Source organism: Imperialibacter sp., from assembly GCF_048007035.1.
GTDB lineage: Bacteria > Bacteroidota > Bacteroidia > Cytophagales > Cyclobacteriaceae > Imperialibacter.
On record NZ_CP180355.1, the window covers coordinates 3,214,938 to 3,240,848 of the forward strand.

At 46.7% G+C, this 25,911-nt stretch carries 22 protein-coding genes and 1 tRNA gene; 10 read left to right on the plus strand and 13 right to left on the minus strand.

Features of this window, described 5'->3' with window-relative positions:
* Positions 1-35: 35 nt before the first annotated feature.
* The 7 genes from ACMVP2_RS13885 to ACMVP2_RS13915 form a co-directional block, all read right to left on the minus strand.
* A complete protein-coding gene (locus ACMVP2_RS13885) occupies positions 36-1,325 on the minus strand; it encodes an IPT/TIG domain-containing protein (protein ID WP_339784864.1) in 1,290 nt (429 codons plus the stop codon).
* A gap of 81 nt (positions 1,326-1,406) precedes the next feature.
* The gene (locus ACMVP2_RS13890) at positions 1,407-2,513 is read right to left on the minus strand and encodes a glycoside hydrolase family 130 protein (protein ID WP_416868083.1); all 1,107 of its coding nucleotides are present in this window, start codon (positions 2,511-2,513) and stop codon (positions 1,407-1,409) included.
* 175 nt (positions 2,514-2,688) lie between these two features.
* Positions 2,689-2,931, minus strand: coding sequence for an ATP synthase F1 subunit epsilon (gene atpC, locus ACMVP2_RS13895; protein ID WP_317489485.1), 243 nt, complete (start codon positions 2,929-2,931; stop codon positions 2,689-2,691).
* A 16-nt stretch (positions 2,932-2,947) separates the two neighbouring features.
* Positions 2,948-4,459 carry a F0F1 ATP synthase subunit beta gene (atpD, locus tag ACMVP2_RS13900; protein ID WP_416868084.1) on the minus strand — a complete coding sequence of 504 codons (1,512 nt, stop codon included), beginning with the start codon at positions 4,457-4,459 and terminating at the stop codon, positions 2,948-2,950.
* 177 nt (positions 4,460-4,636) lie between these two features.
* On the minus strand, positions 4,637-5,863 hold the full coding sequence (locus ACMVP2_RS13905) for a sensor histidine kinase (RefSeq protein ID WP_416868085.1): 1,227 nt from the start codon (positions 5,861-5,863) through the stop codon (positions 4,637-4,639).
* Positions 5,864-6,116: 253 nt separating this feature from the next.
* Positions 6,117-7,427 (minus strand): ABC transporter permease, encoded by a 1,311-nt coding sequence (locus tag ACMVP2_RS13910; protein WP_416868086.1) that lies wholly within the window; start codon positions 7,425-7,427, stop codon positions 6,117-6,119.
* Positions 7,420-8,331, minus strand: coding sequence for an ATP-binding cassette domain-containing protein (locus ACMVP2_RS13915; RefSeq protein ID WP_350073480.1), 912 nt, complete (start codon positions 8,329-8,331; stop codon positions 7,420-7,422). Before ACMVP2_RS13915 ends, ACMVP2_RS13910 begins: the two co-directional genes overlap by 8 nt.
* Positions 8,332-8,613: 282 nt before the next feature.
* Here ACMVP2_RS13915 and ACMVP2_RS13920 point away from each other — a divergent pair, with 282 nt between their 5' ends.
* From ACMVP2_RS13920 to ACMVP2_RS13935, 4 genes are all read left to right on the plus strand, one after another.
* The gene (locus ACMVP2_RS13920; RefSeq protein WP_416868087.1) at positions 8,614-11,295 is read left to right on the plus strand and encodes a c-type cytochrome; all 2,682 of its coding nucleotides are present in this window, start codon (positions 8,614-8,616) and stop codon (positions 11,293-11,295) included.
* 199 nt (positions 11,296-11,494) lie between these two features.
* On the plus strand, positions 11,495-11,716 hold the full coding sequence (locus ACMVP2_RS13925; RefSeq protein ID WP_339784879.1) for a helix-turn-helix domain-containing protein: 222 nt from the start codon (positions 11,495-11,497) through the stop codon (positions 11,714-11,716).
* Positions 11,713-12,045 carry a HipA N-terminal domain-containing protein gene (locus ACMVP2_RS13930; protein WP_416868088.1) on the plus strand — a complete coding sequence of 111 codons (333 nt, stop codon included), beginning with the start codon at positions 11,713-11,715 and terminating at the stop codon, positions 12,043-12,045. Before ACMVP2_RS13925 ends, ACMVP2_RS13930 begins: the two co-directional genes overlap by 4 nt.
* Positions 12,042-13,028, plus strand: coding sequence for a type II toxin-antitoxin system HipA family toxin (locus ACMVP2_RS13935; RefSeq protein WP_416868089.1), 987 nt, complete (start codon positions 12,042-12,044; stop codon positions 13,026-13,028). Before ACMVP2_RS13930 ends, ACMVP2_RS13935 begins: the two co-directional genes overlap by 4 nt.
* Before the next feature lie 383 nt (positions 13,029-13,411).
* On the opposite strand, the gene ACMVP2_RS13940 is transcribed toward ACMVP2_RS13935, so the two are convergent.
* The 4 genes from ACMVP2_RS13940 to mltG all read right to left on the minus strand — a co-directional run bounded on the left by ACMVP2_RS13940 (position 13,412) and on the right by mltG (position 15,456).
* Positions 13,412-13,496, minus strand: a tRNA-Ser gene (locus ACMVP2_RS13940).
* Positions 13,497-13,504: 8 nt separating this feature from the next.
* Positions 13,505-13,747, minus strand: a complete 243-nt coding sequence (locus ACMVP2_RS13945; protein WP_339815524.1) for a GIY-YIG nuclease family protein — start codon at positions 13,745-13,747, stop codon at positions 13,505-13,507.
* Between the two features lie 255 nt (positions 13,748-14,002).
* Positions 14,003-14,416 (minus strand): thioesterase family protein, encoded by a 414-nt coding sequence (locus ACMVP2_RS13950; RefSeq protein ID WP_339784887.1) that lies wholly within the window; start codon positions 14,414-14,416, stop codon positions 14,003-14,005.
* Positions 14,417-14,418: 2 nt separating this feature from the next.
* The gene (gene mltG, locus ACMVP2_RS13955; RefSeq protein WP_416868090.1) at positions 14,419-15,456 is read right to left on the minus strand and encodes an endolytic transglycosylase MltG; all 1,038 of its coding nucleotides are present in this window, start codon (positions 15,454-15,456) and stop codon (positions 14,419-14,421) included.
* Between the two features lie 129 nt (positions 15,457-15,585).
* Between mltG and ACMVP2_RS13960 the strand changes: the two genes are divergently transcribed.
* The 3 genes from ACMVP2_RS13960 (at position 15,586) to ACMVP2_RS13970 (ending at position 19,538) form a co-directional block, all read left to right on the plus strand.
* Positions 15,586-16,215 carry an L-threonylcarbamoyladenylate synthase gene (locus tag ACMVP2_RS13960; protein ID WP_151996317.1) on the plus strand — a complete coding sequence of 210 codons (630 nt, stop codon included), beginning with the start codon at positions 15,586-15,588 and terminating at the stop codon, positions 16,213-16,215.
* The gene (locus ACMVP2_RS13965; protein WP_416868091.1) at positions 16,215-16,859 is read left to right on the plus strand and encodes a WbqC family protein; all 645 of its coding nucleotides are present in this window, start codon (positions 16,215-16,217) and stop codon (positions 16,857-16,859) included. Before ACMVP2_RS13960 ends, ACMVP2_RS13965 begins: the two co-directional genes overlap by 1 nt.
* 126 nt (positions 16,860-16,985) lie before the next feature.
* A complete protein-coding gene (locus ACMVP2_RS13970; RefSeq protein WP_339784893.1) occupies positions 16,986-19,538 on the plus strand; it encodes an ATP-dependent Clp protease ATP-binding subunit in 2,553 nt (850 codons plus the stop codon).
* Positions 19,539-19,788: 250 nt separating this feature from the next.
* Here the strand turns inward: ACMVP2_RS13970 and ACMVP2_RS13975 are convergent, their stop codons facing one another.
* Entirely contained in the window at positions 19,789-21,834 is a 2,046-nt protein-coding gene (locus tag ACMVP2_RS13975; RefSeq protein ID WP_416868092.1) for a hypothetical protein, read from the minus strand.
* 197 nt (positions 21,835-22,031) lie between these two features.
* The gene (gene fabG / locus ACMVP2_RS13980) at positions 22,032-22,778 is read right to left on the minus strand and encodes a 3-oxoacyl-[acyl-carrier-protein] reductase (protein ID WP_339784897.1); all 747 of its coding nucleotides are present in this window, start codon (positions 22,776-22,778) and stop codon (positions 22,032-22,034) included.
* Between the two features lie 261 nt (positions 22,779-23,039).
* Between fabG and lpdA the strand changes: the two genes are divergently transcribed.
* Genes lpdA through ACMVP2_RS13995 form a run of 3 tightly spaced genes read left to right on the plus strand, consistent with a single transcriptional unit; the run spans position 23,040 to position 25,793 of the window.
* Positions 23,040-24,434 (plus strand): dihydrolipoyl dehydrogenase, encoded by a 1,395-nt coding sequence (gene lpdA, locus ACMVP2_RS13985; RefSeq protein ID WP_317489502.1) that lies wholly within the window; start codon positions 23,040-23,042, stop codon positions 24,432-24,434.
* Positions 24,435-24,445: 11 nt separating this feature from the next.
* A complete protein-coding gene (locus tag ACMVP2_RS13990) occupies positions 24,446-25,006 on the plus strand; it encodes an RNA polymerase sigma factor (RefSeq protein WP_416868093.1) in 561 nt (186 codons plus the stop codon).
* Entirely contained in the window at positions 24,996-25,793 is a 798-nt protein-coding gene (locus tag ACMVP2_RS13995; RefSeq protein ID WP_416868094.1) for an anti-sigma factor domain-containing protein, read from the plus strand. Before ACMVP2_RS13990 ends, ACMVP2_RS13995 begins: the two co-directional genes overlap by 11 nt.
* Positions 25,794-25,911: the final 118 nt, after the last annotated feature.

Here is a 25,911-nt window from a genome sequence, read left to right on the forward strand (position 1 = left end):
GAGAGTCTGTTTTATCCTTACCGGTAAGATATGCTTTATTCTGGTTTAATTGAACTAAAAAGAGAGTCCATGCTCAGTGTGGCCAGTCCTCTGGTGGCTTCCCAAAAATTGATAAAAGGCTCGCCGTCATCTTCAGTTGCACAAAATTTTACAGTTTGTTCATCTATTCTGATCCACTGTGCGTCGGTTAGCGGGTAGGGAGTCATTACCAGCACCAATGCCCGGAAATGTTTTTGCGAGTTGCTAACGTCGGGTTTCCTTACGCCGAATTCTCTTTCTATCCTTGCCCGATTGTATGTATTTCTGGTGTTGGCTTCCAGCTTTCGGCCTGTCCAGGATACCACGTTAGTGAATACATCAAAAGGTTCCAGGCTATCAGGAGGCAGCAGCCCCATCAGATAGAGCTCAAAATCAGAATAGCCGTTGATTGGCTCTTCCCGAAAGATGTACAGGTTCGGATTGCCGTCGATGCTGTCGTACAATGTTGATTGTACAAATCCACCCAGCATTCCACCGCAGCCCGAAAATCCCCAGTGGGTAGGCATCGGAATGGGCTTGTTTTCACTAAGGTCATAGTATTCAACGTCCTCGATGACAAAATTCCCCCATCGGTGCATTATTTCGTGAAGGAGCGGGCCGGTTTGCAATCCTGTCAGAGTGGGGAGCCCTACTAGCGACTGCAAACGTCCAGCGGATCCATACCCAGTGGTGAGTTCAAGTTCTCCTATGCCAATCCCATCAATGTGGTTGGAGATATTTCCCTCGTAGCCAGCAGGCTGGCCACGGGGTATGCTGTTATTCGCTGCAATTTGGATGATGAAGTCGAAGTCGTCCTCAAACTTTCTGTACAGGTCCCTGTAGAGGCTTTGGTATTCTTCGAGGTCAAATGAGCGCTCGTTTAATTTCTCAAACTCGCTAAAAGAAAGAATCATGGAAGCCACTCTGCCATTTTCATGCACTTCGAAAGTGTGCCTTGTTGCCGGGCGCTTGGTAACAACCGTAAATTCCTGGGGGACTGCGGCAGAATATCCCTGATACCGCACCTTTACAAGGCCAGTGGTCGCTCCTTCTGGCACTATCACCATAAGTTCAGTGGCGGTTCGGTTGACCAAATTTGCAGGCGTACTATTGAAAGCCACCGCAGGGCTGATAAAGTTGAAATGATCTCCTGAAATTGTGATAGTATCACCAGCAGCACCAATCAACGGGGAGAGGGCAAACACCTGAAAAGAAGCTTCGTGCAGAGATTCGTTCCTGTCGCAGGAAAGAAACACCACAGAAATAGCGAACGCAATAGCTTTGTGGGAAAGACGAATCTTTACCATGCCGGTAAGTTTAAGCTGGTTTTCAGGCTAATACCTATCTAAATATACGAAAAACGAAATGGTTTTTAATCTGAATAGAAGCTATTTCGCAACAGCTACTGCGATTTTTGAGTCGGCGGTTCCGTAATATAAGTACCACTTGCCTTTGAAATTCACTAAGCCTTCCAGAAAACACACATTGTTTACCTGGCCGGTGATTTCATAGTCTTTATCGGGTGTCATAAAGTAATCGTCGGAGCGGCTTACCACTTCGGAGGGGTCGTTGATGTCAAAAAGAATCTGCCCTGCAGAGTAGGTACCGTCTGCCAAATCAGCCGTTCGGTTTTCTCCATAATTTCTGCTGTTGTAGATGAGGAGAATGCCGTGGTCGGTTATGAAAGCCTGCGGGCCCGGCTCCACCAGGTCGCTGTCGAACTTGCCCGGCCGTGGGCCGAAAATGGGCTTCAGCTTGTAGTCGGTTACACCAGCCGCATCGTCAGTTACCGGCGTCCAGCTAATGAGGTCGTCGGACCAGGCCAGGTAAATGTTGGTGTCGCCCCAGTACATCCAGTACTTGCCATTGATTTTGGTAGCGACAAATTTATCGCCCTCTCTTTTGGTGACAACAGCGCCTGATTTCGACCAAAGGTCGAGGAACCTACCATTTTCGGCTGATTGAAAGACAGGCCCGTATTTTGTCCAGCTCACAAGGTCTTTGGAAGAAGCTACCAGCAGCCGAGCTATTTCGCCATCGTAAGCAGTGTAGGTCATAAAGTAGGTGCCGTCTTCGCTTTCCACTATCCTGGGGTCTTCGCAGCCACCTTCCCACTCATATTTGCTCTGAGCGTCATTTTCGGGATAGAAAATGGGGGCTGGCATCCTTTCGAAGTGAATGCCATCATCACTTATGGCCAATCCTATGCGGGATGTGCCAGCGTATTTTCCAACCCTGTCTTCGGCTCGGTAGAGCAAATGCACTTGCCCATTTCTTACCAGCGCCGTGGGATTAAATACGTCTTTCGCCTCCCAATACACGCTGTCCATCCTTACGGGGCAGAAAAAAGCTGTGCTATCGAGAGCCGTTAAGATGGGGTTGGCGTCGTCCTGTTTGACAAAGGGGCCAATCTGCCAGGGGGTAGTCGGCTGGTTGGAGGTGCAGCCGACGAATAAAAAATGCCCGAGAGCTAATAGGATCAGAATTCTTTTCATGAGCAAGTAGGTAAGTATAATGTGTTGATAAAAGTAGTCTAAATAGTTGACACCCAGTTTGAATGCCTGGAAAGTGGTAACTCAGTCCGCAACAAGGGCGTCAGAGGCCGGTTAAAACGAAAAAAGCCCCTGACAACAAGGGCTGTCAGAGGCTTTTATTATTTGCTTTGATGATCTATTCCACAGATTCTGCAAGAACAATCACATGATTGTTCCTTACCTCCACCACGCCACCATCAACCATAAGGATTTTTGATCCCTCTTTGGTTTTGTAGATTAAATCTCCCTTTGCCAAAGAGCTGATAATAGGTGCGTGATTGTTCAGCACCTGAAACGAGCCGTCGCTGCCGGGGAAGGTAGCAGCATCAACTTCTCCTTCAAACACTTTACGATCGGGTGTGATAATTTCCAAATACATTTTCTACAGTTTCAGATTACGCTTTAGCAGCTTCAGCCAACATTTTCTCGCCAGCTTCGATAGCCTGCTCAATAGTTCCTTTCAGGTTGAAAGCTGATTCAGGAAGGTGATCGACATCACCAGCCATAATCATGTTAAAGCCTTTGATGGTGTCCTTAATGTCAACCAACTGGCCAGGGATACCTGTGAACTGCTCTGCTACGTGGAATGGCTGAGAAAGGAAACGCTGCACACGGCGAGCTCTTGACACAGCCAGTTTATCTTCGTCAGAAAGCTCATCCATACCAAGGATGGCAATGATGTCCTGAAGTTCTTTGTAGCGCTGAAGAATTTCCTTCACGTTTTGCGCACATCTGTAATGCTCTTCGCCCACGATGTCGGCTGAAAGAATTCTTGACGTAGAATCCAAAGGATCCACAGCAGGATAAATACCTAGCTCGGAAATCTTTCTTGAAAGTACTGTAGTAGCATCAAGGTGGGAGAAGGTAGTTGCCGGAGCAGGGTCAGTCAAGTCATCAGCAGGTACATAAACAGCCTGCACCGATGTAATAGAACCATTTTTTGTAGAAGTAATTCTCTCCTGCATAGCACCCATTTCAGTAGCCAGTGTAGGCTGGTAACCTACCGCAGAAGGCATACGACCAAGAAGGGCAGACACCTCAGAACCAGCCTGGGTGAAACGGAAGATATTGTCGATAAAGAAAAGAATGTCTTTTCCTTTGCCCGTGCCATCACCGTCACGGTAGTACTCGGCCAGGGTAAGGCCTGACAAAGCCACTCTTGCACGGGCCCCAGGAGGCTCGTTCATTTGGCCAAATACGAAGGTGGCCTTCGAGTCAAGTAATTTCTTTTTATCTACTTTGCTAAGATCCCAACCACCTTTTTCCATCGAATGAAGGAAGTCGTCGCCATAGTTTACAATTCCAGATTCAATCATTTCACGAAGAAGGTCATTTCCTTCACGTGTTCTTTCACCCACACCGGCAAACACAGACAAACCTGCATAGGCCTTGGCGATGTTGTTAATCAATTCCTGGATCAATACTGTTTTACCCACACCAGCACCACCGAACAAACCAATTTTACCACCTTTTGAATAAGGCTCGATAAGGTCGATTACTTTGATTCCTGTGAAAAGCACCTCGGTGGAAGTTGAAAGATCTTCGAACCTGGGGGCAGAGCGGTGAATTGGAAGCCTTTTTTTGCCTTCGGGCTGGCTGATGCCGTCAATGGCTTCACCAACTACATTGAACAAACGGCCTTTGATATCATCGCCTATGGGCATGGAAATAGGAGTGCCAGTATCTGTTACTACTATCCCTCTGCTCAAACCATCTGTACTGTCCATGGCAATAGTACGAACCCTGTCTTCGCCCAGGTGTTGCTGTACTTCCAGGATTACTACCTGGCCATTTTCTTTGGTAACCTTAAGGGCATCAAGGATTTCGGGCAGTTTGGAGCCTTCGCCTTCAAAACTAACGTCAACGACGGGTCCAATTACCTGGGTTATTCTTCCGGTGTTCGCCATTATTTTGTGAGTGTTATAAGAATTATGTCACTTTGAATTTCGAAGTGCAAAATTAAACCAATAATCCTTTAAAGCCAAGTTTGATTCCCATCTTGATTCCAAAGAATTTGAATTCTTTTCCGCTTATCTGTGAACCACTTAGAATAAGGCTTTGAGAGGCGATTTTGTCCTTCCCGACTAAACTTTCAAAACGATGCGAAATGTGGTCCCTTTGTCCAGCTCAGATGATTTAACAAAAATCTTTCCGGTGTGGTAATTTTCAATAATTCGTTTTACCAGCGTTAGTCCAAGTCCCCAGCCTCTTTTCTTGGAGGTGTAGCCTGGCTGGAATACCGAACCGATTTTTGATTTGGGAATGCCTTTTCCTGTGTCGCTGATGTCGACCATTACCTTGCCTTCGTTGGCTTTCAGGATTTTGATTTCGATGGTGCCGGTGCCACTCATGGCATCCACGGCATTTTTGCAAAGGTTTTCCACCACCCAGGCGAACAGGGGTTTGTTAATGTCGGCTTTGATGTCTTTGTTGGGGAAAGCGCTGAGAATAAACTTTACCCTGGTCGAGACTCTTTTTTGCAGGTAGCTGATGGTTTCCTCCAGGGCGTCGTAGAGATTTTCCTCGTTGAGCTGCGGTACCGAACCAATATTCGAAAAACGGGAGGTGATCATTTCCAACCTTTCGATGTCTTTGTTGAGCTCAGGGATAATGTCTGAATCTTTGAAGCGGTCGTCCGTTTTGAAATATTCCACCCATGCCATGAGCGAGGAGAGCGGCGTTCCCAGCTGATGAGCCGTTTCTTTTGCCAGCCCCACCCAAACCCGGTTTTGCTCGGCGGAGCGGGACGAGTTGAAGGCGATGTAGGCAATGAGCCCGAAAAGGAAAATAACTGACAGTTGGATGTAGGGGTAGTAGGTGAGTTGTTTGAGAAGGTCAGAGTTTTGGTAGTAGATATAGTTGTAGCCTGTTATTTCGTAGTTTTTGTTTTTGTTACGCAGCGTAACCACAATAGGCTCATGGTCTTTCTCCATGTCCTTGAGCGTTTCTGCCAGGATTCTTATTCGTTCTCTTTCCGTTTTTGCTTCGTCGGCTTTTTTAACATTTTTCGACTGCGAAGGGATGCCGAATTCGTCTGCTATAATAACCGGGATTGAGTTGTTGGCTACAATGATCTCATCAAAAATGAAGGTGAGGTTGGCTTCACCGTCTTCATTGGCGGTATACTCCAGGGTGTTGGCAAAAAGGTCGATAAGCCTTTTTTCTCTTTCCTTAAGACTCTCAACCACTATGTTGGTGTAGTAGATAGACCCGATGCTGATCAGGATGGCAATTAAAACCACTACCCACTTGAAGTTGGAGTTATCCTTATAAAACTCGAGGGTAGTGGCTTCTTTCAGAGGGTACTGCATTCCGAATATCTTTGGCTATAAGTGAAAGCTAAGATACGGGAAATTTGAGCAGATATTGTCTCGCCAGGTAATTGCATGAAACTCATTTATAGGGAGTGTCATAATGCAGTATCCATTGATTATACACCAGATGAATAATTTGCTACAGGGGAGGTTCTCAGGTTTCAATTGACCCCTGGCCCTTAAGGGAGCGAAACCTGAAAACCTCCTGATAATTCTAGTTCGTCAATTCCACATCCAGTGACGACGTTAATTAATTCTTCATCATAAACCATTTGGCTAGCACTTTGTAGTTCACTTTGGTGCCGTGCATGAGAATGCCCACCCTGTAAATTCGGGCAGCAAGCCACACGGTAAACATGAAACCACCGGCCAGGAGCGTAACAGAAAGCAGGAGCTGCCAAATGGGTACGCCGAAGGGTATCCGCATCATCATGACGACCGGAGAAGTCAGCGGAATCATGGACATCCAGAAAGCCAAAGACCCATCCGGCTCATTCAAAACTGCTCCCAAAGAAACGATCGAAAGTATGAGTGGCAGCGTAACCGGGAGCATAAACTGCTGAGAGTCAACCTCTGAATCGACTGCTGAACCTACTGCGGCAAATAGTGAGCCGTAAAGAAGGTATCCACCAAGGAAATAAATAAGAAAAAAGAAGAGCACCTGCGGGATGTTGATTGACCCTATGGCAGTCATGATCTTAGCGAACTCGTTTTGATCGGCCGCCGCTGCCTGCACTTCTGCCATTCCGGGCTGGGCATTTACCATTCCATTTGCAGCCTGTGGCTCGAAACCAAACACACTGCTGAGAACTGTGGTAATAGTAAAAGTAAGAAGCGTCCACAGCAGAAATTGCGTGAGACCAACGGCTCCAACTCCGATTATTTTGCCCATCATCAATTGGAAGGGCTTCACAGAACTAATAATTACCTCAATGATTCTGCTGGTTTTTTCCTCGATAATGCCACGCATGATTTGGGCGCCAAAAAAGAAAATGAAAAAGTAAATCAGCAGCGATGAAATGTAACCAATACCGGTAGCGGCTATGGAGCTACTTTCTTGCTCGCCCTGGTCAGTGATGCTGATGGTGGCAATGTCGACGTTCGCCTTCAGGTTATCCAGCACTTGTTTATCGAGGCCTGACTTTTCCAGCTTAATATTTTCAATTTTTTGCCTGATGCCCCATTCCAAATCGCCAATGACACTTAGACTGGGTTTCGACGTGGAATAGAACTGAATGCCTTGCGGGTTGTCGATGTCAATATTGGGAATGTACAGGAATCCATAATACCCGCTGCCTTCAAGCGATTGCTTAAGGGCGTCAGGGTCTTCATTCACAAAAGAGTATTTGATCTCGTCGGTGTCGGTCAACACAGTTTTGAATAAGCCGGATTCGTCAACAACCTCAATGATCTTTTCGTCACCGTCTCGGGTGGCAAGCCAGGTTGGCACTATAATAAGCAGTGCAAAAAGCAACGGGCCCACTATGGTCATAACCAGAAACGACTTCTTGCGCACCCTGGTGATGTATTCTCTTGCTATAATGAGTGATATCTTATTCATGGCCGCCCTCCTGTACTTTTTGGATAAAAATTTCGTTCATGCTGGGTATTTTTTCAACAAACTCATGCACTTCCACCTGGCTGATGAGCGCCTTGAGCAAATCGTTAGGCCCGAGAGCCGATTTGATCTGAATGGTCGAGTGAATGGCCCCTTCTACTTCCTCAGTACTTAAAGTGTCAAAGTCTGCGGGCAGTCCATTCACTTTGCCATGGTGGAGCACATTGAACGTGTTGGACTTGTAGGTTTCCTTGATGTCTTTCTTTGGCCCCTCGAGTATTTTCTTCGACTTGTTGATGAGCGCAATATGGTCACAAAGCTCTTCCACCGACTCCATGCGGTGGGTGGAAAAAATAATGGTGATGCCCTTTTTCTTCATTTCAAGGATTTCATCTCTGATCAGGTTGGCGTTCACAGGGTCGAAGCCCGAGAAAGGTTCATCGAGAATTATTAAAGATGGCTCATGCAACACGGTGGCAATAAACTGCACTTTTTGCGCCATGCCCTTGGAAAGGTCTTCCACGTTTTTGCCCCACCAGCTAATGATGTCGAATTTCTCCATCCAGGCCTTTATCTTTTTGGAGGCCTCGGCTTTGCTCATTCCTTTGAGCTGTGCCAGGTAAAGCAGTTGCTCACCCACTTTCATTTTTTTGTAGAGACCCCGCTCTTCTGGCAGGTAGCCAATGCGGTGCACATCTTCCAGCTCCAGCGGCCGGCCATGAAACATGACCTTGCCCTGGTCGGCCATAAGGATTTGCGTAATGATGCGAATAAGCGTGGTTTTGCCGGCACCGTTTGGGCCAAGCAGTCCGAAGATGGTATTTTCGGGAATGGTGATGCTTACATCATCCAGCGCTTTGAAATCGCCAAAGCTCTTGTGGATGTGTTCTGTAACGAGAATGTTCAAGGCTTATAGTTGTTTGGGTTGACTGATTGAAATAGCATTTAAATATTAGTGATGAAGCTACTGGGTTTATTACAGAAAGTGAAAAGGAAATTAGCACTGAGATAGAAAGTTTACCAAATGGTAATCGGCGAATCTGGCCGCTTCTTGCTCCAATTTCGCATCTATCCAGGCAAAGCTTGATTTTTCTTTGCTCTGTTATCGCCTTTAAGCAAATAACTGGTGTTCAATCTGAAAGTATTTTTTAGATTTAGTTCTTATCCTAAACACCTAACATTAAACTGCATGAAGTTCACCATTTCCCAGAGAATACTAGCAGGATTGTCTGTTGCTCTTTTTGTAAGTCTTTCCTCTGCCTGCGAGGAAAAGAAAGAAGCCGAAACAAAGCCTGTTCATCCAAAGGTTGCCAAGCTGAAGCTGCTGCCCGGTTTTGAGGCCGAGCATTTGTACAGCCCTTCCGAAAACGAAAACGGCTCATGGGTAGCTATGACGTTCGACGACAAGGGCCGCATGATCACCTCCGACCAGTATGGCTGGCTCTACAGACTGGAAGTCCCTGCCAAAGAGTCGGGGGACTCGCTCAGGATAGAGCGGCTGAAGGTAGGCGATCTTAAGCCAGCGCTAAATGACACATCTGCTTTCAAAATAGGCATGGGCTACGCCCAGGGGCTGCTCTATGCTTTCAATAGTTTGTATGTGATGGTCAACCACTGGGGCAATGAGGAGTTTGAAAAAACAAGCGGCCTCTACAGGCTACAGGATTTGGATGGTGACGATCAGTTTGAATCGATCACATTAATTAAGTCTTTGCATGGAGCAGGCGAGCATGGCCCTCACAGTGTGGTACTTGCACCCGATGGAAAATCTATTTATGTAGTTGCTGGTAACCATACCGACGTGCCGGAAATGGATGCTTACCGACACCCAAAAGTGTGGCAGGAGGATAACCTGTTTCCACTGATCAAGGACCCAAGAGGTCATGCTAACGACCGGATGGCGCCAGGCGGCTGGATCGCCAAAATAAACCCCGAAGGAACCACTTGGGAGCTGGTCAGTGCTGGCTATCGGAATCCGTATGACATTGCTTTCAATGAGCAGGGCGAGCTTTTCACCTACGATTCGGACATGGAATGGGATTTTGGCATGCCCTGGTACCGTCCCACCCGCATTTGCCATGTGACCAGCGGCAGTGAATATGGCTGGCGTACGGGCAACAGCAAGTGGTCGCCTTACTATCCGGACAATTTGTCGCCTGTGATCAATATTGGCCAGGGTTCACCCACTAACCTCATCCACGGAAAAAATGCTAAGTTTCCGGCTAAGTACCAGAAAGCACTGTTTGCTTCCGATTGGAGCTTCGGTATTATCTACGCTATTTTTCTGAGCCCTGATGGGGCATCTTATAGCGCCGAACCACAGGAATTTCTGTCCGGTGTTCCGCTACCGCTCACAGACGGTATTTTCGGGCCTGACGGCTCATTGTATTTTCTCACAGGAGGTCGTCGGTTGGAGTCGGATCTTTACAGGGTAACCTACTCAGGCGACGAGTCGGTAGCAGCTCCTGCCGTTGCAGCAGCCACCGAACCCGCCACTATACGAAAGCAGCTGGAAGCTTACCATGGAGCGCCTCAGGCCGGGGCGGTTGACTTTGCCTGGCCTTATCTTAGCCATGCAGATCGATTTGTTCGCTATGCAGCAAGAATGGCTGTAGAGCACCAGCTTGTTAGCGAATGGCAGGCCAAAGCGCTGGCGGAAAAGCAGCCTGTAGCACTTACACAGTCGATGATTGCCCTTTCCAGACATGGCAATAAAAACCAGAAAGATGCAGCATTGAAAGCGCTGGCATCGGTAGATTATAAGGCGCTCAGTGAAATGCAGCAAATTGATCTTTTGCGAGCCATGGAACTGGTGATGCTAAGAATGGGTGCACCAACAGGCGGAGTGAAAACGCAAGTCGTGGCCTATTTGAATGAGGCCTACCCAGCCAACTCCAATAAGCTGAACCGTGGACTTAGCAAGCTTTTGGTGTACCTCGATGACCCAAAAGGAACCGAGAAAACACTCGCTTTGCTTGAAAATGCCAAGGATGACCCGATAGAAAAAACAGCCAGCGCATCGTCCGACCTTATTTTGAGAAACCCACAATATGGTATGGACATCGCCGGCATGCTGTCCAAAGTGCCACCGGCGCAGCAAACCTACCTGGCTACGGTGTTGAGCGAAGCGAAAACCGGCTGGACGCCGGACATGCATGAAAAGTATTTCGCCTGGTTCAATAAGGCCTTTGATTACAAGGGAGGCGTGAGCTACGTTGGGTTTGTGAACAAAGCCAGGCAGGCCGCTCTGACCCATGTGCCCAAGGACAAACTGGCCTATTACGACAAGCTGTCTGGTGGTGAGCTGCTGACCAATTCCGGAAACGACCTGGCTAACAATGCCCCGGCACCCAAAGGGCCAGGAAGGCAGTGGAAGGTAGAAGAGGCGCTGACGCTGGTTGAAGGAGACTCAAGCGTCAGAAACTTTCAGCAAGGCAAAGATATGTTTGCAGCCACCCGCTGTGTGTCCTGCCATGCCATGCAGGGCGAAGGAGGAGGCATTGGGCCTGATCTGACCCAGCTGGGCACGAGATTTTCAAAGAAAGACATGCTGGAGGCGATCATCGACCCTAACAAGGTAGTGTCTGATCAGTATGCATCTACTGTGTTTACCATGAAAGATGGCAGCTCCATTGTAGGGCGCCTGACCAATGAAACTGATGACGCTTATACTATTTTCCAGAACCCATTTGCCCCGGAAGTGACCCGCACTATTCCTAAGAGTGAAGTGGTGAGCACGAAGTACTCTTATATTTCGCTTATGTTCCCCGGGCTGGTGAACAGGCTGAATGAGGAAGAGTTGAAAGACCTGCTGGCCTACTTAATGGCAGGGGGGAATGAGGGGAACGAAGTGTTTAAGGCGGGGGAGTAAGGGGATTGGTGAGTGGAGACACTCACCAAAACAACCCTGGTTGTGGCCTGGTGTTTTTATGTGCCACTGCGGGCTTGAAGGCGCACACCGGGATGACGTTTTCAGTTTTCAGGCCACCGAAACACTCAATAGTGCATTATATAGCTCTTTTAGTTGCTTTTCTCTGAGAAAAGCATATTTTTGTATTGAAAAGAGCAGTATGATGCACTTTATAGAGATATATAAGATCGTTAAAGATCGCAGAGAGATGATGCAGGTTACCCAGGAAACGCTCGCAGAAATTTCCGGTGTGGGGTTGCGTACCATCAAACAATTTGAAACTGGAAAGGGGAATCCCACCCTCCAAACGCTTCAAAAACTTGCCGATGTTCTGGGAATGGAGATTTGCTTGCAAGTGAAGAATACCCTGGATAGCAAATGAGAGCGGCCAACATATTATTTAAGGACCAAGTAGCTGGTGTGCTCACGCAGCAGGATGACGGAACCTTTAATTTCCGGTACCTTGATGGTTGGATGGCGGATAGTAGCAAACCAGCTATCAGTCTGACTTTGCCCAAATCACAACAGGAACATTATTCCAGCTATCTTTTCCCCTTTTTCTTCAACATGTTGCCTGAAGGCTCCAATAAGCAAGTAGTTTGCCATCACATGAAGCTTGATGCTGATGATTATTTTGGAATCCTCATGGCAACTGCAAAAACAGATGCCATAGGGGCAATCAGGGTTGTTAAGGTGGAAAGCCAGCCATGAGTTTACCAGAAATAAAATATTGTCCGGGAACGCTGGCGGCTGGTTTTGATACCTATAGCAGAACCTGTTTGAAGAGAGTTTTCAGTGGCAAAAAGGTTTGTCATGTGCTGCCATACGAGTCTCCGTCGGACAATCCTGAAGCGGATGAAATATTCCAGGAAAATACAAAGCGAATATCCATCTCGGGTGTTCAGGAGAAATTTTCGGCACTGCTGGGAAAGAACAAACTCCGATTGGTCAATGAAGGTGAAAGGGGGGCCTATATCCTGAAGCCTGTTCCGTCGGTCGGGAAGAATGCCGATCAAATGCCCGCCAATGAGCACTTAACGATGCAAATAGCCCGCCAGGTATATGGCATAGAAACAGCGGAGAATGCCCTTATATTTTTTAGGAATGGATCGCCAGCCTACATTACCAGGCGGTTTGATGTCAAGGACGATGGAAGCAAAAGAGCTCAGGAAGATTTTGCTTCTCTGGCTGAAAGAACGCCGCAAACTCATGGTGAGCATTACAAGTATTTGGGCAGCTACCTGGAGCTTTTTCAGCTCATGAAACGCTATGTGCCCGCCTACAAACTGGAGGCACCTAAATTGTTCAGGGTACTGGTTTTTAACTATCTGTTTTCTAACGGAGATGCCCACTTCAAAAACTTTTCCCTGTTGGAAACTCCACTGGGAGACTATCGCCTGAGCCCGGCGTATGATTTACTAAACAGCAGAATACATATAGAGGATAAAGAGTTTGCGCTGGAGGGCGGACTGCTGCCTGCCAAGTTCGGTCAGGGCACTACCCTTCAGCAGTTCTTCGCTTTGGCCGAACAGGCCGGCATATCGGAAAAACAGACAAAAGATATATTTAACCTATTGAGGTCGGGGTCCAACAAAGTAGAAAAATTAGTTGCAGCCTCGTTTTTGAATGAGAGCACCAAACGAAATTATTGGCAGGCCTATCAAGCCCGGTTAAAGCGGGTATCGGGGGAGTGAGGAGGGTGCTTCAAAAAGACAGAGTCTTTCGTTCCGGCTCTGATTCCTTGAAATGAAAAATCAGGCAATTTGGATCGGGATTACTTTTGTGATCCCTGATGAGGGGAGTGTCAACCTATCCAACCTAATTCTCCTTCGTCGAATTGTTTTTTTGGGATCAAGCGGAAAATCTGGAGGGATTACCATTTAAACTCAATATCCCTTGTGGTCATAAAAACACAAAAAGCCCAGTGCAATACACCAGGGCTTTGTTTGAGCAGAGGAGGAAGGATTCGAATCGCAACGGCGAACCGCCCAGGAACCTCGCAGTTCAACGGTGAATTGTGTGATGTTTGGAGAGCTACAAACAAAAAGAGCCGGACTTTCGTCCAGCTCTTGTTTTGCAGAGGAGGAGGGATTCGAACCCCCGGAACCTCGCAGTTCAACGGTTTTCAAGACCGCCGCATTCGACCGCTCTGCCACTCCTCTGTGTTTGGTCAAATAATACCTTTATCTTTTAAAAACCGATAACCATCTATCGATTTAAAAAACATTTCTCTCTTGTAGGCCTCGGACTTTGTTTCAAATTCTTCATAGTAGAGAATTTTCCACGGTCTTTTGGCTTTAGTTGATCTTACTTTTCCACCATTATGTTTTTTCAGCCGCTCAAGCAAATTGCTTGAATGACCATAATAATGAGTCTGATCAACCTCACTTTTCAATATGTATGTAAAGAACATTGTTTGAGCAGTTCAACGGTTTTTCCCGAAGGGATCCCTTTGGGGCAAGACCGCCGCATTCGACCGCTCTGCCACTCCTCTAATTAAAATTCCGTCTGAGGTTTCAAGGCATCTACAGACAAGTCTGCCATTCCTTTACTTGGTCGTTCTTCAAACGGATTGCAAATGTAGTGGTTTGGGTGATATATGCCAATAGGCAGGAAGAAAAAAAGTAAAGGGTAGGGAGTATTCAGTAATCTGTTTACTCAATACTCCTTACTGATTACTGAAATACGGTTCCAAAAGCTTCCCCATCACCTCGGGCATGCGCATCGGCCTGTTGGTTTCCATGTTAATAAACACCAGTGTAGTTTCTCCCTGGTTGATCAGCTTACCAGCTTCATTCAATATCTCGTATTGAAAAAGAATCTTCAGCGTCGGCTTTTTGGGGATCACCACCTTGATAGTCAGCAACTCGTCGTAGCGGGCGGGCAGCAGGTAGCGGGTGTGCAGCTCCAGTACAGGCAGCATCACGCCCATTTCTTCCAGCTTTTTGTAAGAGAACCCCAGCGACCTGATGCATTCAACCCTTGCTACTTCATAGTAGGCAGCATAGTTGCCATAGTAAGCGTAGCCCATCTGGTCTGTTTCTGCGTAGCGTACTCTCAGCTGGGTTTCGTGGGTATACATATTTAACGGAATATTTTGGCTTTGTTCAAAGCGTCCTGAAAACGTTTTGCATTCTTGTTGTGATCAATCAGGTTGGTGGCAAACGCATGATAACCCGAAAAATCTTCTCTGGCACACATATACAGGTACTTATGCTTTTCGTAGTTCAGCACGGCGTCAATATTCTGTATGGTTGGCATGTTGATGGGGCCCGGAGGCAAGCCAGCATTCCGGTAGGTGTTGTAGGGCGAATCTATCTCGAGGTCCTTGAGAAGCAGTCGCTGGATGGCGAAGTCGCCAAGGGCGAATTTGAGCGTGGGGTCAGCCTGCAAGGGCATGCCTTTCTTCAGGCGGTTGAGGTACAGCCCGGCAATGGTGGCACTTTCTTCACCCTTAATGGATTCTGCCTGCACAATAGCGGCCAGCGTGGAAACCTGCACAGGCGTCATTCCCAGCGCATCGGCCTTTTCCTTTCTTTGTGCACTCCAGAATTTGGTGTACTCGTTGTGCATCCTGTCCAGAAATGCCTTGCCCGTAATGGTCCAATACACTTCGTAGGTGTTCGGAATAAACATGCTGATGAACGTTTGCTGGGTGAATCCATAGGCCTCAGCCACCGAGTCACTAAGCAACAAAGCCTTGAGTTCCTCTTCCGACATCATCAGGTTTTTGCTCAGCTTCTCAGGCAACTCACTCATGAGGCGCACATTGCTGAAGGTGATGTCAACAGGTTGTTGCAGCCCCGCCCGCAGCATCCTGATGGCTTCGATATTGCTCATGTCTTTTCGGATGATATAATACCCCGGCTTCACCGCCTCATGGTAGTTCATCAGCTTGGCAAGGAAGCTGAAGGAAACCAGGTCGGTCACATAACCATTGTCGTACAGTGAGTTTTGCACATCCTTGAAAGTAGCTGCTTTCTCAATAATGAACGGCTTATCCCCTTCTGTTTCAGTTAAAAAATTGGGAGTGAAGAGCACCTGATAAGCGTAAAAAGCAAATGATGATACCAGGGTGGAAAATACCACTATTGCCCCAACCAATACGTTGCGTTTTGTCATACCTGTTTAACTTCAGTTAACTTAGCGGCTTCAAAGTTTAGTGTATTTAACAGGATTTGGAATTTTTTGATGCAAAAAGATTCTTTTCGGGTCGGAAAATGTTTCTAAAGGAGGCAAAGAGCTAACCATATGAGTGCAGAGTTGATAAGAATACACCCCGATAATCCCGACATGAGGAAGATTGATCAGGTGGTGGAGATATTGAGAAACGGAGGCGTTATCATTTACCCGACCGACACAGTGTACGGAATGGGTTGCGATATTTTCAATCAGAAAGCCATTGAGAAAATTTTGCGTATTAAGGGGCTGAAAATGAAAAATGCCAACCTGTCTTTCATTTGCTACGACCTTAGTCATATCTCGGAATACACCCGCCACCTGAGCACGCCTGTTTTTAAAGTGATGAAGAAAGCGCTCCCGGGGCCTTTTACATTCATTTTGGAGGCCAGCAGCCGGGTGCCAAAAATTTTGCATGCCAATAAAAAAACGGTCGGCATTAGGGTGCCAAACCACAATATTCCCAGGGAAATAGTAAATGTGCTGGGTAATCCGATTATCACTACCTCCATTCACGATGAGGACGAGGTTGTTGAGTATTCAACCGATCCGGGTCTCATTTTTGAAAAATATGAAGACCTGGTAGATGCAGTGATTGACGGCGGCTATGGCAACAATGTGCCCAGCACTATTGTCAATTGCGTCGACGACGAGTTTGAGGTGATCAGAGAGGGGCTTGGAGATTTTAACCAGTTCTTATAGTGGGCGCAGAAAAAATTGTGGTTTGCGAGTTTCCGCTATTGCCATGCATTGAATACTTCGCAGTTTGGGAAAGCTTCGACAAAGTGATTTTCGATGTGCATGAAAACTACATCAAGCAGTCTTACAGAAACCGGTGCATCGTCCTTGGAGCCAACGGCCCTCTGGCGCTGACAGTGCCCGTGCGCCACACAGCTCCCAAAATCCCTTTTCACGAAGTGTTGATTGATAACAGCATTTCGTGGCAACGGCCATTTTGGAAGGGCATCCTTTCCGCTTATGGCAAGTCGCCTTTCTTCGAATTTTTTGGCGAGGATTTTCAAACGGCGATTCTGAGTCCGACAGACAGGCTGCTTGATTTTAATGAAAAGTTGCTGTCATTATGTCTGAAATGCGCCGGACTGTCAGACAAATTTTTACAGTCAGAAAAATATTTATTGGCAAAAGATTTTGATTTTACCGATTTGAGGTCGAAAATTAGCCCCAAGAGCACTAATGGGGAAATTGATCATTTCGTGCCTGCTGTGTACCAGCAAAACTTTGGCAGCGAATTTGTCCCTAACCTCTCCATTCTCGATTTAATCTTTTGCGAAGGCCCTAATACATTACATATTATTAAGAAGTCCTCAGTAAAGTGGCCTTATTAGCTTAGTAAATTGTGAACTGAACATTTGGGAGAAGGGCGTTGTTAAATAGATTCAAATCGACCATCAATTAGTAGTAATTGCGCTACTAAAAAATTATTTTTACTCTAATACAGGATATACCATTTTATGGAAGCAAAATTTTCTAATAGAGTCAAGGAGGTAATTTCTCTAAGCCGGGAAGAGGCGCTCCGTCTCGGGCATGACTATATAGGCACTGAACATTTATTGTTGGGGATGATTAGAGAAGGCGAAGGTGTAGCTGTAGGCTTGCTGAAGAAACTGGGTGTTTCTCTGGAGGAACTTCGCACTGCGCTGGAGCAGGCAACCAAAGGCACTGCCACCAGCAACGTAAAAAACCTAGCCAATATACCCCTGACCAGGCAGTCAGAGAAAGTGCTTAAAATCACCTATTTGGAGGCCAAAATATTTAAGAGCCAGTTGATCGGCACTGAGCACTTATTGCTTTCCATCCTGAGAGATGAAGACAATATAGCGACTCAAATTCTTGAGAAATTTGACGTAACATACGAAGTCGTGAAAGAGCTATTGGAATATCAAACAGAAAATCCGTTGGCATCGTCAGACACTGATGATACTGACGACGATTCCTCTTCAAGAATATTTGGCAGCAGCGGAAGCGGGTCTGCCGGAAGAGGAGAAGCTGGTGCGGCAAAAGGCGGGGAGAAATCCAGAACGCCCGTACTCGACAATTTTGGCAGAGACCTGACCAAGATGGCCGAGGATGACAAGCTCGACCCAATTGTAGGTCGTGAGAAGGAAATCGAAAGGGTGGCACAAATCCTTAGCCGCCGTAAAAAGAATAACCCTATTCTTATTGGTGAGCCAGGCGTTGGCAAAACAGCCATTGCAGAAGGTCTTGCGCTGAGGATCGTTCAGAAGAAAGTGTCGAGAGTGCTCTTTAATAAAAGGGTGGTAACGCTTGATCTTGCTTCATTGGTGGCTGGCACAAAGTACCGTGGACAGTTCGAAGAGCGAATGAAAGCGGTGATGAATGAGATAGAGAAATCACCTGACGTGATTCTTTTCATCGATGAGCTTCACACCATAGTAGGTGCGGGTGGTGCATCAGGCTCGCTTGATGCTTCCAACATGTTCAAACCGGCCTTAGCCAGGGGCGAAATACAGTGTATTGGAGCCACTACGCTTGATGAGTACCGTCAGTATATTGAGAAAGATGGTGCGCTTGCCCGTCGTTTTCAGGTGGTGATGGTAGATGCCACTACGGTGGAAGAAACCATGCAGATACTGAACAACATCAAAGACAAGTACGAGTCGCATCACCATGTGAATTACACACCTGAGGCAATTGCATCGTGCGTGACATTGTCCGACAGGTATATCAGCGACAGGTTCCTGCCCGATAAAGCCATCGACGTGATGGATGAGGCTGGTGCCCGTGTTCATATTAACAATATCCATGTTCCTGAAGACATCGTGCAGTTGGAAGAGCGGATCGAAGATGTGAAAAAGGAAAAAAACAGGGTGGTAAAAAGCCAGAAGTACGAGGAGGCAGCACAGCTAAGAGACAAGGAGAAGAAGCTGATAGAGGAGTTGGAAAATGCCAAGACTCGCTGGGAAGAAGAGACTAAATCGAAGCGTTATGCAGTGGACGAGGAAAGCGTAGCGGAAGTAATAGCCATGATGACCGGCATTCCTGCAAGCAGGGTAGCCCAGAAGGAGGGTAACAAATTGCTGAAAATGGGTGAAGAGCTGGCTGGCAAAGTAATTGGTCAGGAAGAGGCTATCAAGAAGCTCGTAAGGTCTATTCAGCGTACCAGAGTAGGTTTGAAGGATCCTAAGAAGCCAATCGGTTCCTTTGTTTTCCTTGGCCCTACAGGTGTTGGAAAAACCGAACTGGCAAAAGTGCTTTCTACTTACCTTTTCGATAAGGACGATTCGTTGGTGCGCATCGACATGAGCGAATACATGGAGAAATTCTCTGTATCGAGACTCGTGGGAGCGCCTCCGGGATATGTTGGCTATGAAGAAGGTGGTCAGTTGACAGAAAAAGTGCGCCGTAAGCCATATGCTGTGGTGTTACTCGACGAGATTGAGAAAGCACACCCTGATGTGTTCAACATCCTGTTGCAAGTGCTCGACGACGGTATTCTTACGGATGGCCTTGGCAGAAGAGTCGATTTCAGAAACACCATCATTATCATGACATCCAATATTGGTGTGCGTGATTTGAAGGATTTCGGAGCGGGCATTGGTTTTGCTACTCAGTCGAGACAAAACAGCATGGATGAGGTGATGAAGTCGACCATCCAGAATGCTTTGAAAAAGACCTTCAGCCCAGAATTCCTTAACAGGTTAGACGATATCATTATCTTCAATAGCCTCGAAAGAGAGCATATTCATAAGATCATTGACATCACACTTGGTAAGTTGTTTAAGAGAATCACAGACCTTGGCTATCAGGTGGAGCTCACAGAAAAGGCAAAGGATTTCTTGTCCGACAAAGGATATGACCCGCAATATGGTGCAAGGCCGCTGAACCGGGCCATTCAGAAATACCTGGAAGATCCGGTGGCTGAAGAAATTCTTAGAGGTGAAATTGAGGAGGGGGACGTTATCCTTGCCGATCATGTAACCGACGCCGAGCAGTTGGTGATTTCGCTGAAAAAGAAGAAAGTGAAGAAAGAAAAAAAAGAGTAACTGAAGTAAATACTCAAATAGAATTAGCTAAGCCAGAGGTCTCACTTCTGGCTTTTCTTTTTTATTGGAGGCCCGAATATTTTCTGGTCAGTCAGTTCTGCCACTACCAGACTACAAAGGTTTATGAAGACTGCCCTGGGCAGTGGCTGGTAGCTTAGTTGGAAGGGTTATTTAGGCCACTGACACAAACCAAGCTTTTGTAGTCTTTATTCAAATTAATCCCGGTTTAGTCAAGTGATGAGGATCTTTCTCAATAGCTGCCCGAATATTTTCGGGTAAACCACTCTGCTGACAGCAGCACCAGGAGGATAGTGAAGATCCACCAGAGATGAATAATCGGAAGGTAGTTTTCTGAGCTGTAAATCCTGCCTTTTGGTTGCAGTGCGGTCAGGTCGGCGATCATAGCATCAACCTGATTAGCTGCATAAAACTTACCCCCAGTGCTTGCTGACAACTCTCTCAAAACATTAAAATTGGCTGTCAGCTGTAGGTTTTCAAGGTCGAGCTTTCTTATAGTAAACTGACCCGAGGCAAGCTCCCTGTTCCCGTTTACCATGGCACTGGCTTCAAACCTGTAAATACCATCTTTCAGTCCATTGAGCCGGAATCGGGTATTTCCCGGCGCTGTAGTATAGTTGTAGTTGGTTACGCTTCCATCGGTATAGGTCAACTTTAGCTCCACCTCTGTGCCATAAACAGGCTCGAAGACGTCGTTATAGGTTTCAGTTTGAAAAATGATCTGCTCGTTGTCGAAAAATTCAGTTTTTGTGGTGTACACCCGAAACTTCCTTTTGTCTTCTTTAGAGCTCAGGTATTGTACCGTTTTCAGCACGAGATTATCAAATGCTACATAATTATCTGTTCTCGAGTACTCCTGCATGCGCCATTGCCAAAGGCCTTCACCTAAAGTCACCGCTTGCTTGGGTAGCTGGTTTTGCGAGAAAAACCACATGGGCCGGGGAGTGGTAATAGCGCCTACTTTCTGAAACAACGCCACAGCAACGCCACCGCTGATTTGATAGTCACCGTATGGAACTGTCACCGGGGTGTAGTAAGAATTGACTATGCCCTTCCACTCACTTTCGAACGTGAAAAGTTGAAAAGCATCATTGTACGCAGGCCTGACCTGATCTGACTCATTTCTTGTCCTCTCTACCTTGAAGAGCGTGTTTTGGTCGTTGGCTTCCGCCCACAAAGTGGTGCTGCCCAGTACATACCATACACTCATGTTTTCATTCTTCACTCTCTCCAGCAAAGCAGCCAGTCTTCGTTGTCTTTCGAAAGGTGAGATAAGGATAACAAGGTCAAACACATCGGTGGGCAGCTCTTTGTCCACCATTGGCACGTAGGTTTTGACCTCGTAATTTTCATTTTTCGATATGGCAGCCTTAAGGGCCTTGATGTCGGGGTGAGGAGCGCCGGAAGCGATGAGGATTTTTTCTTTGCCCTCTACAATGTCGATGTATATGTCCTGCCGGTTATTGGACAGGATCGTTTCTTCAGGATGGGTCGATACCTGAACTACGTAGTGCTGAAGGCCTTTCTGCTCGGCGGGCACCTGAAAGTCGGCGTTGAGAAGCTCGCTACCACCGCCTTTTATTCTTTGCGTGCTGATTATTTTCCCGTCTTTTAAAATGGAAACTTCCAACTCTCCTGTTTCAATGCCTTGATTAATTACTTCTGCCCGCACCGGGAAAAGATTTCCCTGATAGGCGATTTTGTTGAACTGAACATTGTTCAAAATGAGGTCCTTTACAGGAATTGTGTCTCCAACGCCCAGCGTATAAACTTTGCCGGTAAAGTTGAGATACTGGGGAGCCATGCCCTTGTTGTAAATACCATCGGATATTATCAGTGCACCTGCAAAGGCTCTCCCTTCGAATTCGGTTTGCCATTCTCTGAGAAGTGTCGAAAGGTCGGTTGTTTTCTGGTCAAAAGGTATGCCTTCAAACTTTGAAAGGTCTTCGTTGCTGAGGTTCCTTCTTTCTACAGTTATATCTTTAGCAGCCAGTGCAGCAGCCAGCTGGTCCACTTGCCTGGACACGGCCAAAAGCTGAGTAGAGTCTAAACCGCTGGCAATTGAAGTGGAATTATCGAGGGCAAGGACAAAAATGGGTTCTTCTACCTGATTAAGTACGAGCCTGAGAAAAGGGCTGAGCAACAGAATGGCCAGGAAGCTTACCAGCAGAAAACGAATGCTGAAAAGGATGCGGTTTGTCAGTGTTGACCAGGTGATTTTTTCTGGTACAGCAAAAAAGCATAAAGCAAACCCAAAGCACAGCACGCCAAAATCCACCAGGGAGAATGTTCGAACAGTAAATTATTGTTTTCTGTCATTTGGCTCTTTAAGACTCATCAATGATAACGAAGTGCACCGCAAAAGGGTGTTGGAAGATACTGTAAATTTGGTGAGCGGCACGCTGGGTTATGTTAACCGGTAATCGGCGATGAGTGACCGGTGTGGTTGCAAAGCCGATTACCGATTCAAAGGTTTTAGGTCAACAAGCCACCATCGACCTGGATCACCTGGCCTGTAATGTAGGTTGACATGTCGGAGGCAAGAAAGATACAGGCTTTGGCCACATCTTCGGGCTGGCCACCTCTTTTCAATGGAATGGCATCTCTCCACGACTGCACAATCTTCTCATCCAGCACGTCAGTCATTTCTGTTTCTATAAATCCTGGTGCAATCGCATTGGATCTGATATTGCGGGAGCCGAACTCAAGGGCCACTGATTTGGTGAAGCCTATGATGCCTGCCTTGGAAGCAGCATAGTTCGCCTGGCCTGCATTTCCTTTGAGGCCAACTACGGAAGTCATGTTGATGATGCTGCCGCTCTTTTGCTTCAGGAATGGTTTCGTGGCCGCTTTTACTGTATTGAAACAAGACTTCAGGTTCACCTGAATCACCTTGTCCCACTGCTCTTCGCTCATTCTCATCAGCAATGTGTCGGCTGTGATGCCGGCGTTGTTTACCAGCACGTCGAGTCTTCCAAAGTCGGTTACTACTGAGTTGATCAGCTCTTCAGCCGCCTGAAAGTCGCTGGCATCCGATCTGTAGCCTTTGGCTGTTACACCTTTTGCTGACAGCTCTTTTTCGAGCGCCTGGCCTTTTTCTACACTTGACAGATAAGTAAAAGCTACGGTGGCACCTTGCTCAGCAAATGCCATTGCAATAGATTTACCAATACCTTTTGAAGCGCCGGTAATGAGGGCGACTTTTCCTTCCAATAGTTTCATTATATAAAGTTGTTTAATTCCCTCCGAACCTACCTTCCTATAAAGTGGTTCTATTTAAAACCTTCAAACAAGGACGTTGATACGGGCTCATTTGAGTGCTCATGTAAAGTCGAAATAAGCATATTAAGACCTCTTATACAAATGACCTGCCTGATGGCTTCGGGAAAGAAAATACGATATATAATGTAAATTTTTTTCTCCAGCCAAACGGTTTAAATTTGCCGCCAGACTATATTTTAAAATTGACATAAACATATTCAAATGGCTACGAAATACGATTTGATTGTTATTGGGAGTGGACCCGGAGGCTATGTGGCCGCTATCAGGGCCTCTCAACTGGGAATGAAAGTAGGTGTGGTAGAACGTGATGAGCTGGGGGGAATTTGCCTCAACTGGGGCTGTATACCTACCAAAGCCTTACTTAAAAGTGCCCAGGTATTTGAATATATCAATCATGCCAAAGACTATGGCATTTCAGTAAAAGGTGCCGAGGCAGATTTTGATGGCATGGTGAAGAGAAGCCGGGATGTAGCCAACGGAATGAGCAAAGGCATCCAGTTCCTTTTCAAAAAGAACAAAATTGATCACATCGAAGGATTCGGTAAGCTGAAGAAAAACAAGACAGTTGAAGTAACTGCCAAAGACGGCAAGAAGACTGACTACCAGGCTGACCATATCATAGTGGCAACCGGAGGTCGTTCACGTGAATTGCCAGCATTGCCCATCGATAATGAAAAAATAATCGGCTACAGAAAGGCCATGACGCTCGACAAAAAGCCACAAAGCATGGTGGTGGTTGGCTCAGGGGCTATCGGTGTAGAGTTTGCGTACTTCTACAAATCAATCGGTGTGGATGTCACCATCGTAGAGTTTCTACCCAATATAGTTCCGCTCGAAGACGAGGAAGTGTCGAAACAATTGGAGAGAATCTTCAAAAAAGCTGGCATGACCATCATGACCAACTCGGAAGTAACCAAAGTTGACACCAAAGGCAAGAAGTGCAAAGTGACCGTGAAAACGCAGAAAGGCGAAGAAAACCTTGAGTGCGATGTGGTTCTTTCTGCCGTAGGTATTTCTACCAATCTTGAAGGAATAGGTCTGGAGGACGTAGGCGTTGCTACTGACAGAGGTAAAGTGCTGGTAGATGACTACTACAAAACGAATATCCCAGGCATTTATGCCATTGGCGATATTGTGAAAGGCCAGGCGCTGGCGCACGTTGCTTCTGCCGAAGGTATTATCTGCGTAGAGAAAATTGCAGGGCATCATCCTGAACCGCTGGATTACAACAATATCCCCGGTTGTACCTACTGCTCACCAGAAGTGGCTTCTGTAGGCTACACCGAAAAGGCTGCCAAAGAGGCTGGCTATGAGCTCAAAGTTGGCAAGTTTCCATTCTCGGCGTCCGGCAAAGCCAAAGCTGCCGGCGCAGCCGACGGATTCGTGAAATTAATTTTTGATGCTAAATATGGCGAGCTCCTCGGCGCCCATATGATTGGTGCCAACGTAACGGAAATGATCGCCGAAATTGTTACAGCGAGAAAGCTGGAAACTACCGGTCATGAGATTATCAAGTCGGTACACCCTCACCCGACCATGTCGGAAGCGGTGATGGAAGCAGCAGCAGCGGCTTACGACGAGGTAATCCATCTGTAACAGACCCGTAGTTGAGCGGAAGAACCGTCTATATCATCCCGGAAGAAGAGTTAGTCCGCCGCATTCAGGAAAAGGATAAGCTGGCCTTTGAGTATCTTTACGACAGATATTCAAAGGCCATTTTTGGTGTTGTTTTCCGAATCGTGAAAAGTGAAGAGGTAGCTTCCGAGGTGCTCAACGATGCCTTTTTGAGGTATTGGGAGCGCTCTGAGAAATACGATTTTGCCAAAGGCAAGCTGTATACCTGGATGGTGAATATTGCCAGGAACCTGGCCATTGACAAAACAAGATCCAAAGAATTTTCACAGTCAGGTAAAACTGATTCGGTCGAGTCCTTCGTATATGCTGAGGCGGCCCTGCCAATGGAAGAAATGAAAGTGGATGGCATTGGCGTAAAAGAGTTGCTCAGCAAACTAAAACCGGACCAGGCTGAGATTGTAGACTTGATGTACTTTCAGGGATACACTCAATCGGAAATTGAAGAGAAGTTCAATATCCCTCTCGGCACTGTAAAGACAAGGCTGAGGGCAGGAATGAAATTATTAAGAAAATTACTAAACGTTGACAAGTAAAGAATTCATCGAGTCAGGGATATTGGAACTTTGCGTTCTGGGCACGCTCTCAACAGCTGAGCAAGCTGAAGTGGAGCGTATGTGCGCTGAGCACCCCGAGGTGAAGGCTGAACTTGAGGCTGTTGAGCAGGCGATGGAGTTGATGGATCAGGAACTTGGAATAGCACCCGCTGTATCAGTTAAGCAAAAGCTTTTCGACGCTCTTCCCGAGTCTACCCCGGTAGGGAAGCAGATACATCTTCAGCAAGCTGGTGAAATAAAAAGTAACTGGATGATGGCGGCATCGGTGACCATTGCCTTACTCTCATTTGCAGCAGCACTATTCTACTTTCAAAGATATAGCAGCGTTAGTGGAGAGTACGAAGCCCTGGTTGCCCAGAACAGCATGATGGCGCAGGAGCTTGACCAGGTGAAGAATTCGCTTGACCAAAACGAGCAAATGCTGGCCCTTGCCACAGACGAAAGCACCAGGAGAATTCAACTGAACGCCACAAAAGAAGACTCCAACCTTCAATTGTTTGTTTATTGGAACACGGCCTCGGAAGAGGTCTACCTTGACCTGGGTAATTTGGGTACGCCTGGCGATCAGCAGGATTATCAGCTTTGGGCCATTGTGGAGGGTAAGCCAGTTGACATGGGGGTGATTGATTTTACTAACCCCAATAGTCTTGTGAAGATGAAGAACATCAAAGGAGCTGTAGCGTTTGCCATCACCCTTGAGCCCAAAGGAGGGCTGGAGTCACCAACACTGGAGAACATGGTGGTACTCGGGCAAATAACCACCTGATTTCAGGCATAGAGAAATCCAAAACTATTTCATACTTCGTAAGTGATCACAATACTCCGGAAGTGACCAGGAAGAGTATGTTGATTGTAACTATGTAGGCTTGGGTTCATTGAAAAAG

Excerpts from the sequence above, each read along its gene's own strand:
- ACMVP2_RS13885 (WP_339784864.1), bottom strand. The coding sequence starts at position 1,325 with ATGGTAAAGATTCGTCTTTCCCACAAAGCTATTGCGTTCGCTATTTCT.
- ACMVP2_RS13890 (WP_416868083.1), bottom strand. The coding sequence starts at position 2,513 with ATGAAAAGAATTCTGATCCTATTAGCTCTCGGGCATTTTTTATTCGTC.
- atpC (WP_317489485.1), bottom strand. The coding sequence starts at position 2,931 with ATGTATTTGGAAATTATCACACCCGATCGTAAAGTGTTTGAAGGAGAA.
- atpD (WP_416868084.1), bottom strand. The coding sequence starts at position 4,459 with ATGGCGAACACCGGAAGAATAACCCAGGTAATTGGACCCGTCGTTGAC.
- ACMVP2_RS13905 (WP_416868085.1), bottom strand. The coding sequence starts at position 5,863 with ATGCAGTACCCTCTGAAAGAAGCCACTACCCTCGAGTTTTATAAGGAT.
- ACMVP2_RS13910 (WP_416868086.1), bottom strand. The coding sequence starts at position 7,427 with ATGAATAAGATATCACTCATTATAGCAAGAGAATACATCACCAGGGTG.
- ACMVP2_RS13920 (WP_416868087.1), top strand. The coding sequence starts at position 8,614 with ATGAAGTTCACCATTTCCCAGAGAATACTAGCAGGATTGTCTGTTGCT.
- ACMVP2_RS13925 (WP_339784879.1), top strand. The coding sequence starts at position 11,495 with ATGATGCACTTTATAGAGATATATAAGATCGTTAAAGATCGCAGAGAG.
- ACMVP2_RS13930 (WP_416868088.1), top strand. The coding sequence starts at position 11,713 with ATGAGAGCGGCCAACATATTATTTAAGGACCAAGTAGCTGGTGTGCTC.
- ACMVP2_RS13935 (WP_416868089.1), top strand. The coding sequence starts at position 12,042 with ATGAGTTTACCAGAAATAAAATATTGTCCGGGAACGCTGGCGGCTGGT.
- ACMVP2_RS13945 (WP_339815524.1), bottom strand. The coding sequence starts at position 13,747 with ATGTTCTTTACATACATATTGAAAAGTGAGGTTGATCAGACTCATTAT.
- ACMVP2_RS13950 (WP_339784887.1), bottom strand. The coding sequence starts at position 14,416 with ATGTATACCCACGAAACCCAGCTGAGAGTACGCTACGCAGAAACAGAC.
- mltG (WP_416868090.1), bottom strand. The coding sequence starts at position 15,456 with ATGACAAAACGCAACGTATTGGTTGGGGCAATAGTGGTATTTTCCACC.
- ACMVP2_RS13960 (WP_151996317.1), top strand. The coding sequence starts at position 15,586 with ATGAGTGCAGAGTTGATAAGAATACACCCCGATAATCCCGACATGAGG.
- ACMVP2_RS13970 (WP_339784893.1), top strand. The coding sequence starts at position 16,986 with ATGGAAGCAAAATTTTCTAATAGAGTCAAGGAGGTAATTTCTCTAAGC.
- fabG (WP_339784897.1), bottom strand. The coding sequence starts at position 22,778 with ATGAAACTATTGGAAGGAAAAGTCGCCCTCATTACCGGCGCTTCAAAA.
- lpdA (WP_317489502.1), top strand. The coding sequence starts at position 23,040 with ATGGCTACGAAATACGATTTGATTGTTATTGGGAGTGGACCCGGAGGC.